The following is a 12,222-nucleotide window of genomic DNA, read 5'->3' on the forward strand; positions in this document are numbered from 1 at the left end:
ACTAATTCAGGAATCAATAGCTATTAATTGAATGAAATACAAAGAACGTAAGGCTAGAACAATGGTGTCGGTGGACAAGAACATAGTTCCATTGAAGGTCGCTATTTTAGCGACTTTTTTTATTTATTTCTTACTGGTTTAGCTACTTTCTGATTACTCGATAAACTGACAGGCATTTATAATTTTGAGAACAAAATCAAAGTGTATAGCAACAATCAAAAAAAATATAGGGAAAGGGAGGTATAGCTTCGACATGAAATCGTATTAGAATGAAGATCATTCATCCGCCAAAAACTAACATTATTTCACAATAAAAAGCATGTACAATTGCATAATTATGGTATAAGTTATATATGGAAGAAACATTTTTTTACATAATATAAATTTTATACACATATTAGGAGGGCAACTCATGAGAAGAATTTTCGCCTTAAGTTGCGGATTCTATCTACTAATCGGCATAACCAGCGTTGTACTCGGTGCTCTTTTACCTGTTTTATTGACACATTATGAGCGTGGTTATAGTGATGGCGGGTTTTTGTTGTTTTTGCAGTTCCTCGGTTTTCTTGTCGGGGTGCTCGTTGCTCCTTCCATGACTGCTCGCATCGGCAGAAAATCCATGTTAACCATCGCACTGATCTGTATTGTGGCCGCCTATACCATTCTCGGATTTTTGCCATCCTGGACAGTTGTTCTTCTTCTAACCATTATTGTCGGGTTTGGGTCTGGCATCATTGAGCCATCCGTAGGTGCGTTTACGATAGAATTTACGGAAAATCAGAAAGCAGTCGCAATGTCCAAGCTTGATGTGTTTTTTGCCCTAGGAGCACTTCTCATTCCGGCAGTCGCTGCCTTATACATATGGCTGGATCTTTGGCATCTTACGTTTTATACCGTCTCCGCATTATCCCTTATTCTCATGCTGCTATGGGTAACCATGCCCACCTCCGCTGCTTCTTATCTGAAACAAGCTGGTGAGAACACAGTTGGCCATGCAACGGGCAGGGCCCAGTATTCCAGAAAATATCTGGGACTGCTCACAATCTTCGTCATCTTTTTCTTCGTTTACATGGGTCTCGAGTTAGGCCTAATGAACTTCTTGCCTTCCATCCTGGTTGAACGATTGCAATTACAGGAGTCTGTCGCTTCACTCAGCGTATCCATCCTATGGATTGCCATGATTATCGGACGTCTTTTTTCCGGAAAAATTGCTGAGGCCGTCAACTACATGCCTTTCCTGATCTGGAGTACGGTAGGTACACTTCTGTTCGCCGTTGCCATGGTGTTCGTAACAGGCCAATGGGCAACATATCTTCTAATCTTCGGAACCGGATTGTTCATGTCGGGACTGTTCTGTATCGCACTGGTCTATGCCAACATTCTGATCCCGGGCATGACTGAGCGCACAACCAGCATCCTGATTGCATCAGGCGGTATCGGTGGCGCCATCCTGCAGTATGTAACCGGATGGAGCATGAGTGCTTGGCCTGTAGTGAACACGATCTGGATATTGGCCGCATTTTGTCTGATTCTGCTCCTCACTCTCGTACTCTCTCATCTCTGGAACGTAAGGAACAGCTCCGTAGGTCGAACTCTCGCATATCAGAGTAAAGAGATGTAAACGTTGCTTCTTGAGAGGGGTGATGCCTACGTAATCCGGAATTTTTGATCTTCGTTTAGTCTAGACCATTACATTTATGGAGGGAATCGTATGCAAACTTTAACCAAAAACCGTTTCAGAACCGGAAAAGGGATTAAGTTGATTGACGATGCAGGCGTTGAATATCTGGATGGCGTATCCGGAACATTCAATCTGTCACTGGGCTACAATCACCCGCATGTCGTGAGTAAAATTCAGGAACAAGTCGGCAATCTGACGCATATGTCTTCCTCCTTTACAGAACCGTATGTGGATGAAGTGCTCGATCATCTGATTGAATATGCCCCAAACGACATTAATGCCGGATGGATGCGGGATATTACAGGTTCAACCGCAAATGAATGTGCTACCAAAATTGCACAGAAATATACGGAATCCACAGACATTATCAGCCTGTATTTGTCCCATCATGGGCAGACCCAATTTGCAACCGGGATTTCGGGAAATGCCTTCCGACGGAAACGGTTTCCAAATTCGGCTGTTGCCAACTCCGTTCATGTACCTGCACCATACTGCTATCGGTGCCCATTCAAATCTTCAAGCGGAGACTGCGGATATCAATGCGTTGAAGCAATCTCCGATGCCATAGAATATGCGAGCTCCGGCTCAGTCGCCTGCATGATCATTGAACCGATCCTCGGCAATGGCGGCAATATTATTCCTCCTGCAGGATATTTCAAGCGCCTGCGTAAGCTGTGTGATGAGTACAACATCATTCTTATTGCCGACGAAGTGCAGACGGGAATCGGACGTACCGGATACATGTTCGCCAGTGAACTGTTCGATATCCAGCCTGACATGATTACCCTGGCCAAGGGTCTTGGCGGAATCGGTGTACCTGTTGCTGCGGTATTGATGCAGTCCCGATTGAATGTACTAGAAAAGCATGAACATTCCTTCACCTCAGGAAGCAATCTGATCTCCGTAACCGCTGCCAAATCGACCCTGGAGGTTGTATCCGAACCCGGATTCCTGGATGACGTGAAGCGCAAAGGTGAAATTTTAGGCGGATTGCTGCAAGATTTGGCCATGAAATATCCGAGCATCGGTGAAGCTCGCGGGGTCGGACTGATGTGGGGATTAGAAATGGTGGGTGACAATAATGAACCGGATACGGATAAAACCAATGCCATTATCGACCGTGCCTTCACGGATGAGCATCTGATTTTAAGAGGATCGCGTTACGGCTTCGGGAACGTAGTTAAAGTCAGACCATCGCTTACCACAACAGAAGACGAGTTGGTTGAAATTGTAGAGCGACTGGATTCGGTGCTTGCCAGCGTTCATTAGTACGTAATTCAAATTACATTCGGACACTACGCTAACAAAACCATCTTTCAATCGCGTGTCATCTGAATTTAAATTCATATTTTTATAAGGAGGTTTTATCATGTTAGCCTTGGTATACAAATCGGCATGGGATGTAGCGCTTGAGGAACGGCCTGTTCCTGAAATCGCAAGAGATAATCAGGTGTTGGTTCGGATCCGGGCAACGGGCGTATGCGGTACCGACCTCGGTATTGTCAGCGGTAAATATCATGCAGTTCCTTCCGTCATTCTCGGTCATGAGTCTGCCGGGGAAGTCATTGCCGTGGGCCCTGCTGTAACGACACTACAACCGGGCGACCGGGTTGTCATCGATCCTACCTATTATTGCGGGCAATGCGAGATGTGCAGAACAGGGAGACAAAATCACTGCACACATAAGTCGGTTACGGAGACAGGTGTGAGTGCTGACGGTACATTTACGGATTATTATGTAACCGAGGATCGCTTTTTGTATAAATTGAAGGACCATGTGAGCTATGAAGAAGCGACCCTGACAGAACCGCTGAGCTGTATGCTTACGGGCATTAATCAGATCCACCTGCTGCCGAATTTTAGAACGATTATCCTCGGCGCAGGCCCGATTGGCATTCTATACAGCTACGCCCTCGCTTCCAAAGGCGTCACTGGCTGTCTCGTCGACATCTCCGAAGAACGTCTAGCTATTGCTGGTTCGATTGCACCAGAGCGCTGGGAGGTTCATTCATCCTTTGAAAATGCAATAGAGTCGTTGGCACCCACAACCAATCAGGTTGATATGATTGTGGATACGACAGGCGTCGTGGGCACACAAGTGCTTTCGCAACTCGCCAGTGGCGGTTATCTCATGCTGGTCGGTCTGAGAGATGGAAACACATCGTTCAATCCCAAGGAAGTCGTGGACCGCAGTCTGAAAATTATTGGCTCCATCGACTCCTTGGGCACATTCGCAACAGCCCATTATATGATTGAGCAACAGATTATCCCGGCGAAAAAAATTATCACCCACTCTTTCCCGTTGGAGGATTACGAAGAGGCGTTCCGCACGCTCGGCTGCGATATTCAGGGGCGCACACTTCAAGCTTCTTCACATGCCATCAAAGTAGTGCTGCAATCCAGCGGCTCCAGTATCTAAAGTAGCAAGTTAACCATGATTGAGATAAATTAGAGATAATTGCTTACAGAATCCTGGAGGAGGTATACAACATGGTAGCAAACAAGGAGTTTGACGGACTGGGAGAATCGAAGGATGGCAGCATTCAGGCTGTCATTTTTGACATGGACGGCGTACTGATTGACAGCGAACCGATTTATTTCGAGATTGAGCGCAGCTCTTTTGCCCATTTTGGCGCAAAAATGACGGAGGTGGAACATCACACCTATGTCGGAGTTACACTGGAGTCGATGTGGCGGAAAGTGTTGGACAAGCACCAGTTGACGGCTACCGTAGAAGAAGCCCTCGCCTACCATCAACATAATGTGATGCAGACGATGCTGGCTCACCCGGAGCTGACGGCCATGCCTTCCGTGGAACGCTGGTTAAGCTGGCTGCATGAGCAGCACATTCCGATAGCCGTTGCTTCTTCCTCACCACGTGCACTGATCGATCTGATCATGGACAAGACCGGACTTGGAAAATACTTCGAGGTCCGAATGACAGGTGAGGAAGTCGAGAGCGGCAAGCCGGCTCCGGATATTTTCCTGACTACAGCTGAAATGATTGGAGTGTCCCCTTCAAACTGTCTTGTCATTGAAGATTCGCGCAATGGCGTTCAGGCCGCCAAAAGTGCAGGCATGCGCTGCATTGGATACTGTAATCCGGGATCAGGTGACCAGGACTTATCCAAAGCAGACCTTCAGATTTCCAGTTACGATGAATTATGGACGCTGAAAGATACACTTCCGTTGGAAGGCGGATCGCCAAGCTTGTTGGAGATAATCTAAGACGAAATTAAACAACCCAAACGGCTTCAATTCATTCGAATTGGAGCCGTTTGGGTTTGGCTTGCTGCAAATTTAACGTGAGAAACGCAACTTGAATATCGTCTAGACCGAAATATCCAGACTTCCACCAGATTGGGATGAGGAGCTGGAACCGACTTTAACATTTCTGTTAGTTGCTGACCTTGCTGCTCTGCCATGTCTTTCGACATTGACATGACTTGCAAGCTCGCCGACTGCTTCTATAATCCCCCCAGTCTAATTGTGCAGTAGCACCGAAAAACATCTCCATTATCGCCATCTTCACCATCTGAAGATTAACCAGATAGGTCATCGGATATTGACAGGCCCAGTATTAACGAACGATAAAGTTGTCTTAACTGGAAACTATTTTTTATATTGTGTTAATCTGTAGTGGACTCCATTTAGAGAGAGGGATGTTACTTGAAAAGAAACGTATTATATATTGAAGATAATGAGAAGATAGGCAGTTGGGTAAAGGAAGAATTGGAACAGCGGGGGTTTTCAGTTCAGTGGATGCTAACTGGTGAAGGAGCCGAGAGAGAAGTCAATCAGCATGAAATCGTTATTTTGGATATCATGTTACCCGGTTTAGACGGATTTACTGTGGGAAGACGATTAAAGAAGGCAGCTCCTGCTGTTCCTATTTTGCTGTTAACTGCTCGAACATCGATAGAAGATAAAGTAGATGGTTTACAATTTGCTGATGACTACTTAACGAAACCATTCCATACGGATGAATTGGTTGCAAGATTAGAAGTATTAATCCGTCGAAGGGGTGGACCACATTCCGAACGCATTTCATTAGGAAATCAGATTGAAGTAGATCCACAAGGCCAAATGATATTTGACAAACGCACAGGAGAAGAAATTATATTAACAGGGAAACAGCATCAAATCTTAATGTACTTCTTACGCCACCCTAATCAAGTTTTAACAAAAGAACAAATTTATGAAGCTATTTGGGAAGAAGCTTATATAACAGGTGATAAAACACTAATGGTGCATATCCATCGACTGCGTCAAAAGCTGGAATGTCATCCGGATTCCCCAGAGATTATTGAAACGTTGAAGGGAATAGGCTATCGGGTGAAACTATGAAACAGAATAGATCATTATTTCGTCGTTTTCTAAAAGTACATTTTCTATTTATCTTTTTTCCTCCGATTATGATTATTTTCATCAGTGCGTTTTTTGGGGTTTCAGATATCCATGATAAAAATGTAAATACGTTAAATCTGTTTTACGTTACCGTACTAGTGTTTGGTTTTATTATTGTCGCATTTGTGATCTTATCTTGGCGGTTCTTCTTGAAACTTCAAAAACGTCTCGCCCGCTTACAGGAAGTCATGTCATTATCAGCTAAAAACAACTCATTTCCTAAAACCATATCTGTTCAAAGTGATCGTATGGATGAGATAGACCAGTTAGGAATTTCTTTTAATTGGATGATTCAGCAGCTTGAAGACAGTCGCAAACGAGCATTTGAAGAGGAATTATTACGACATCGACTCATTGCGAATTTATCTCACGACTTACGAACGCCACTTACCATTTTGAGAGGACATGTCACCCGTTTAAATAAAGAATCCATGAGCTTAGAAGGACAAAACTCGTTAACAGAGATCAACCATACGATTACAAGAGTCGGAGATCTAATGGATGATTTACTGTCCTATACATTGCTTACCTCAGGAAAACATCCTTTTGTGCCCGTTTCAATAGATATTGGACGTCTAGTAAGAGCATCTGTTGCTGCGTGGTATCCTGTATTTGAAGAAAAAGAAATTCAGCTTGATGTTGATTTACCGGGAGAGGAGACTTTTTATTGGGAAGCAGATCCTAATTGGATGACACGGGTTTTGGATAATTTATTTCAAAATATTCTTCGCCATGCAGCAGAAGGGAAATATGCAAACATTGTGGTAGATGTAGAAAAAGAACAGATCATTATTACAGACAGAGGTCCAGGTTTGGATAACTCTTCCTATGAGCATGGGGCAGGGATTGGTTTATCGACTTCAAATTATATGTTGAAAAAAATGAAGCTGAAAGCTGACTTTACATCAAATGAAAATGGCACAAGAGTAGCTATTGGTAGAGCGTAACCTAAAGGTAACCTAGAAGTAAACACCATGATAACCGAGATGTAACTTTGCTTCTTTATAATGAGAGCCATAACAGAAAGGGAGTGTTATGGTTGCTTACCATTAATAACTTAGTCAAACATCGCGGAACTCAACAAATCTTATCAGGTATCAGTTTTAAAGCGAGACCTGGCAGAGTGACTGGTTTTTTAGGTCCAAATGGAGCAGGTAAAAGTTCTACACTTCGCATCCTGCTTGGATTAGATCGTGCCACTTCAGGGAGTGCACTCATTAATGGCAAGCCATTCGCGGAATTACATAATCCTCTAGCAACAGTAGGTGCCGCACTTGATGGATTTGGAGCTCATCGTATGCGCACAGGACGGGCACATTTGCGTTGGATTGCTCGTGCCACAGGATTGCCTCGCTCACGTGTCGAGGAAGTTCTGGAAATCGTAGGTCTTACGAATGCAGCTGGGAAAAGAGTTGGGAAGTATTCCCTTGGTATGGGGAGAAGGCTTGGCATGGCAGCTGCACTACTTGGTGATCCCAAAATATTGATTTTAGATGAACCCGTAAACGGGCTCGACCCGGAAGGAATTCGGTGGATTCGGACATTCTTACGTGAACGTGCTGAGTCTGGAAATACGGTGTTACTATCCAGTCATCTAATGGGGGAGCTTGCAGAGACGGTTGATGATGTAGTGATTATTAAGCATGGAACAATCGTTGCAGATGGAACATTGGAAGAAGTAATAGGTAACCATTCCACGCTGGAGGAAGCCTTTTTTGCCCTGACATCTGAAAATGCAGGTGATGTTGTATGAGAGCATTCAACGCGGAAATATCTAAATTGTTCTCCCTGCCGGGCATTTGGCTTGCCTTTCTTATTGGAGCATTTGCCCCAGCGGTCATTGCGGCCTTGGACAGTACAGCACAAAAAGAGGAGATTATAGCTGGCGTTAGCACACGGCTATTGGAAGTTGGCTATATTGGATTAGCTCTTGGTGTACAAGGTGTCATCATTCTTGGTGTGCTTGCTGTCAGCAGCGAGTATTTGACAGAAAGCAGTGAATCTGGCGGAGGACAACAGATTACAACAAGTTTAACGGTTGTTTCATCAAGACTTCATTTTTTGCTGGCAAAAGCAGGCGCTGTGACCGTAACCAGTATACTGCTTTGTATTGTTGCTATAATGACAACTGTGTCAGCCACGCATCTTGTTCTTGGTGAGTATACCCCTGCATTTGAATGGTCTAAACTGCTCGGTGTAGTTTGTTACTGGACATTCACTGCTCTTATAGCATTTGGAATTACTGTTCTGACAAAGAATGGAATTATCCCGCTTGCTGTGCTCATCATAAATACATCCGTTGTATCATTTAGTTTCCTGCTTTCTAAGGTTACAAAGTTAGCGTTATACTTACCGGATCGGGCTGGCCTTGAAATGTTTATGTTTCTGAGCGACAGATTTCTCACCCCGTTCACAGGCGGCATAGTCATGTCTGCCTGGGTAGTCGTTCTTTTCATTGCTGCAGCTATTGTATTCCATAGGAGGGACGTTGCAGCATGAGTGTCCCTTCTAATAGAAAGATAACACAAATCCTTCGTGCTGAACTGGATAAATTAGTAACATTACCATTGACATGGCTCACTCTTACGGGTACATTCATTCTTAATTTACTTTTAGCCGCAGCTTTTACTTCTGTTGGTCTGCAAGGTGCAGCAGGGACGGAAAGTATATTGAATATAGGGCTTGCTTCTATGAGATATCTTCAAGCTGGGTTCATTATTCTTGGGATCTTAGCTACTTGTTCGGAGTATACCGGTGGACAGATTCGAACTACATTAACTACGATACCTTGGCGTGGGTTTCAATTAACCACGAAGCATTTGGCATTGGCAATTTTAACCGTTCCCGCGGCTTTTATTATTGCTGCATCAGGTGTACTATATACTTTTATTAGGATGAGCGACACAGCAGTAGGGTTTGAAATAGACACAATGATAGAAGCATTAGTAGGTGCAACAGGCTATCTAACATTAACCACACTTCTCAGTGCAGCTATAGGTGCTTTATTAAGACGAACCACTCCTGCATTAGTGATACTGCTTGGATATTATTTTGTTGTCAGTCCATTGACGAGAGATTATCTGCTTAGGTTTAAAAATTATTTTCCGGATACGGCAGGATTCTATATGTATATGCCGCCTTCCTCTGATGAAATAAATACCCTTACACCCATGCAAGGGACAGGTGTTTCAATGTTATGGACACTGATCTTTATTACAGTAGCTATTGTATTTTACCGTAAACGAGATGCCTAGGTGTTCCAACATTTTTCGGGACGCGATAGTTCAATAGTGGAGCAGAATGCCGTGGTTCGGCAGCTGTTCCTTTTTTATTGAAAGTGACGGGCAGCATAGATGTCGGGGGACAAGAACATGTTCCCATAGAAAGTCGCTAATTTAGCGGCTTTTTTTATCGGGATGATCAAATATCAACATTCATTGAATTTAGCGATACCTACATTAACCATGCTGTTCCTAAGCATTTTGTAAATAATGCGGCAATGACAACGGATGAGCAGCTGGACATGTTTATTCTTGCTCGTGAGGCGAGAATATGGTGGTCGTTATACGATATAAGCTATTCGTATTGGAAGTCTAATCCTAAAACGATAGACACCAAGACTAGAGAAACCTTGCGGTCGCTTGCTACAGAGCTCTATGAGATAAATAAGACAATTACGTCGTTTAAGGATAACGACGCAGCTCACATGTTTTATCTAGCGGAGAATTATAAAGCGTTGATGCTAGGGAAGTTGAAACCACACCTTGAAAGATTAAAAAAAATCAACTTTGATTTTTCAGCACGTTAATAAGCCGAACGCATGTAATGGGGTCACTTAACATGAAAGTATATTTAAAATGGATTTTCGTTGCACTTGTAATGAACAGGTATTTGAAGAATCTAGAGTTCCAGAAACAGACGACAGTTTATCAATCAAATGCAATTCCCCGATTTCTCGCCTCCTGTCGGCTAGCCGGATATGTTCGACAGTTGGCTTCACCACGCAAAAATCGAAAAGGATCGGATACTACATAAAAGATCAACGATATTATGCTCAACTAGTTTAAAACAGCCGACACCAGGCATTAGTAATATACTGATAATTTGAACTCTTTCACCCCGGAGCAATGAGTGGATAAATTACACCCTTGACAAGAAATGGTTATTATTCAACAATATAAACAATCGATAACTGGTAATATATCTTTCTTTTCAGTCTGATGTCTGACCCATACATCAACTTCACTTGGCTTCATGACACTCCGCTAACACGACTCCAATTGCGACGAAACTCTATTATGCCACAGATTCCTCCATATTAAGACATGATTCCAATACCCTCCATTTCTTTACCTAGTAGGCGCACTTACTTGGTTGATCTCTACATAGTTTTCGCGCTATGAATGTCAGCATTCATCAGCAGTTTACATAGCTGATCCTATATAGTAGAGCAGAGTTGCTCGCGCTTAATTTCCCCTTCCCACGGAGATTTCCAACCCGCTTGTTTACGCTTCTCACAATGTGATTAGGTATTGTTTTTCATGACTTTGTACGAGTATATAAGCTCTAAGGAGTTTGTATAAATCGGCTTAAAAAGGAGAGGATGCCCGGACGTTAACGGTTGAGACAGCTTTGGCAGGATCATATTCAAGAGAGGAAGCAGCTCAAAAGATTTCGGCAAAGATGGTGTCGAAAAACGAAAGGCACGTCATGCCCAAACCAAATCATGGGAGGTAATGTGATGATGCTTCAAACCCGTTTAGATTCCCGTTTCATCCTACGATTCATGCTGATTGGCGGCGGATTGCTGCTCGTATTCGCTTGTATGTTCGCGTTCTCGAAGACCGTGTCAGCCCACGGATACATTAATGATCCGGCCAGCCGGGCGATCCAGTGTAAAAATGGATTGAATACCAACTGCGGCCCGATCATCTATGAGCCTCAGAGCCTGGAGGGGCCGAAAGGTTTTCCTGCTGCCGGACCTCCTGATGGCAAAATCGCCAGCGCCGGACTCGCCGGCTTCGCTCAGCTTGACCAGCAATCAGCTACGCGCTGGAACAAGGTGAACATGACGAGCGGCACCAACAACTTCACTTGGATTTTTACCGCTCGTCATGCCACGACAAGCTACCGTTATTTCATCACCAAGCCGGATTGGAACCCCAATGCACCGTTGACCCGCGCCCAGTTTGATCTGACTCCGTTCTGCACGATTAACGGGAATGGCCAGCAGCCGCCGGCCACGTTAACCCATACCTGCAACGTGCCGCAAAGAGACGGTTACAATGTCATCCTCGGCGTGTGGGATATCGCAGATACCCAAAATGCCTGGTACATCGTCATCGATGCTCAATTCGGTCCTGGCGACAACATTGCGCCTACGGCGCCGACTAATTTGGCCGTCAGCAACGTTGGCACAACGACGGCCACGCTGACTTGGGGGGCCTCGACGGATAATAAAGCTGTCACCGGTTATGAGGTGTACAACGGAGTCAATGTCATCGCCACAGTACCTGCCAATCAGACGAGTACCAATCTCACCAATCTATTAGCAGGCACGACTTATAACGTATCTGTGAAGGCGTTCGACGCTTCCGGCAATCGGTCGCCGAGCAGCAATAGTGTCCAGTTTACGACCACGCAGTTACCGGTTGACGTGACACCGCCGACCAACCCATCCGGCTTGCATGTGATGGGCACCCCGACGTCGACGTCAGTCACGTTGATGTGGAATGCATCCACAGATGATTCCGGCATCGCTGGTTACCGGATTTACAACGGCAACACGGTGATCGCTACTGTCACTGGAACGGCAACCGAGAAGGTCGTTACCGGTTTGTCGCCGAACTCGCAATATACGTTTACGGTCCGCGCTTTCGACCCGTCGAACAATGAATCTGGCGACAGCAATGCCGTGACGGTGACAACGCCTGACGGTCCGAGTGCAACGCCATGGGCACCAAATACCGCTTATGAGGCCAATGCGCTCGTATCCTATAGCGGCAAGGTGTACAAATGCATCCAGGCCCACACCTCCTTACCGGGTTGGGAGCCGAGTAACGTGCCCGCGCTCTGGCAGCTACAACCGTAAACGCATGCTTTAGAAGAGCAGGAAGCCCGCCGCTTGCAAAGAG

11 protein-coding genes are annotated in these 12,222 nt (G+C 44.9%); 10 read left to right on the plus strand and 1 reads right to left on the minus strand.

Translation table 11 applies throughout. The features are described from left to right. The first annotated feature begins 412 nt into the window (after positions 1-412). The 4 genes from ABEW73_RS10860 (at position 413) to ABEW73_RS10875 (ending at position 4,909) form a co-directional block, all read left to right on the plus strand. Positions 413-1,621 carry an MFS transporter gene (locus ABEW73_RS10860; protein ID WP_430167531.1) on the plus strand — a complete coding sequence of 403 codons (1,209 nt, stop codon included), beginning with the start codon at positions 413-415 and terminating at the stop codon, positions 1,619-1,621. A 90-nt stretch (positions 1,622-1,711) separates the two neighbouring features. After that, complete coding sequence (locus tag ABEW73_RS10865) at positions 1,712-2,950, plus strand: aspartate aminotransferase family protein (RefSeq protein ID WP_430167534.1); 1,239 nt, start codon at positions 1,712-1,714, stop codon at positions 2,948-2,950. A 100-nt stretch (positions 2,951-3,050) separates the two neighbouring features. Further along, a complete protein-coding gene (locus ABEW73_RS10870; RefSeq protein ID WP_430167537.1) occupies positions 3,051-4,100 on the plus strand; it encodes a zinc-dependent alcohol dehydrogenase in 1,050 nt (349 codons plus the stop codon). A gap of 71 nt (positions 4,101-4,171) precedes the next feature. After that, on the plus strand, positions 4,172-4,909 hold the full coding sequence (locus ABEW73_RS10875; RefSeq protein WP_430167540.1) for an HAD family hydrolase: 738 nt from the start codon (positions 4,172-4,174) through the stop codon (positions 4,907-4,909). A gap of 26 nt (positions 4,910-4,935) precedes the next feature. On the opposite strand, the gene ABEW73_RS10880 is transcribed toward ABEW73_RS10875, so the two are convergent. Then, entirely contained in the window at positions 4,936-5,124 is a 189-nt protein-coding gene (locus ABEW73_RS10880) for a YjfB family protein (RefSeq protein ID WP_430167541.1), read from the minus strand. Positions 5,125-5,350: 226 nt separating this feature from the next. On the opposite strand from ABEW73_RS10880, the gene ABEW73_RS10885 reads away from it, so the two are divergent. The 6 genes from ABEW73_RS10885 (at position 5,351) to ABEW73_RS10910 (ending at position 12,179) form a co-directional block, all read left to right on the plus strand. Continuing rightward, the gene (locus ABEW73_RS10885; RefSeq protein WP_430167544.1) at positions 5,351-6,028 is read left to right on the plus strand and encodes a response regulator transcription factor; all 678 of its coding nucleotides are present in this window, start codon (positions 5,351-5,353) and stop codon (positions 6,026-6,028) included. Then, complete coding sequence (locus ABEW73_RS10890) at positions 6,025-7,035, plus strand: histidine kinase dimerization/phospho-acceptor domain-containing protein (RefSeq protein ID WP_430167546.1); 1,011 nt, start codon at positions 6,025-6,027, stop codon at positions 7,033-7,035. The genes ABEW73_RS10885 and ABEW73_RS10890 overlap by 4 nt, the downstream gene beginning before the upstream one ends. Positions 7,036-7,118: 83 nt before the next feature. Next, the gene (locus ABEW73_RS10895) at positions 7,119-7,841 is read left to right on the plus strand and encodes an ABC transporter ATP-binding protein (RefSeq protein ID WP_430167548.1); all 723 of its coding nucleotides are present in this window, start codon (positions 7,119-7,121) and stop codon (positions 7,839-7,841) included. Beyond that, a complete protein-coding gene (locus ABEW73_RS10900) occupies positions 7,838-8,587 on the plus strand; it encodes an ABC transporter permease (RefSeq protein ID WP_430167550.1) in 750 nt (249 codons plus the stop codon). The genes ABEW73_RS10895 and ABEW73_RS10900 overlap by 4 nt, the downstream gene beginning before the upstream one ends. Further along, positions 8,584-9,342, plus strand: a complete 759-nt coding sequence (locus tag ABEW73_RS10905) for an ABC transporter permease (protein ID WP_430167552.1) — start codon at positions 8,584-8,586, stop codon at positions 9,340-9,342. The genes ABEW73_RS10900 and ABEW73_RS10905 overlap by 4 nt, the downstream gene beginning before the upstream one ends. A 1,490-nt stretch (positions 9,343-10,832) precedes the next feature. After that, entirely contained in the window at positions 10,833-12,179 is a 1,347-nt protein-coding gene (locus tag ABEW73_RS10910; RefSeq protein ID WP_430167559.1) for a lytic polysaccharide monooxygenase, read from the plus strand. Positions 12,180-12,222: the final 43 nt, after the last annotated feature.

Source organism: Paenibacillus lautus (assembly GCF_050482385.1).
GTDB lineage: Bacteria > Bacillota > Bacilli > Paenibacillales > Paenibacillaceae > Paenibacillus_AQ > Paenibacillus_AQ lautus_B.

What these genes read in the sequence shown, in the direction of transcription:
- ABEW73_RS10860 (WP_430167531.1), top strand. Translation starts at nt 413, where the DNA reads ATGAGAAGAATTTTCGCCTTAAGTTGCGGATTCTATCTACTAATCGGC.
- ABEW73_RS10865 (WP_430167534.1), top strand. Translation starts at nt 1,712, where the DNA reads ATGCAAACTTTAACCAAAAACCGTTTCAGAACCGGAAAAGGGATTAAG.
- ABEW73_RS10870 (WP_430167537.1), top strand. Translation starts at nt 3,051, where the DNA reads ATGTTAGCCTTGGTATACAAATCGGCATGGGATGTAGCGCTTGAGGAA.
- ABEW73_RS10875 (WP_430167540.1), top strand. Translation starts at nt 4,172, where the DNA reads ATGGTAGCAAACAAGGAGTTTGACGGACTGGGAGAATCGAAGGATGGC.
- ABEW73_RS10880 (WP_430167541.1), bottom strand. Translation starts at nt 5,124, where the DNA reads ATGTCAATGTCGAAAGACATGGCAGAGCAGCAAGGTCAGCAACTAACA.
- ABEW73_RS10890 (WP_430167546.1), top strand. Translation starts at nt 6,025, where the DNA reads ATGAAACAGAATAGATCATTATTTCGTCGTTTTCTAAAAGTACATTTT.
- ABEW73_RS10900 (WP_430167550.1), top strand. Translation starts at nt 7,838, where the DNA reads ATGAGAGCATTCAACGCGGAAATATCTAAATTGTTCTCCCTGCCGGGC.
- ABEW73_RS10905 (WP_430167552.1), top strand. Translation starts at nt 8,584, where the DNA reads ATGAGTGTCCCTTCTAATAGAAAGATAACACAAATCCTTCGTGCTGAA.
- ABEW73_RS10910 (WP_430167559.1), top strand. Translation starts at nt 10,833, where the DNA reads ATGCTTCAAACCCGTTTAGATTCCCGTTTCATCCTACGATTCATGCTG.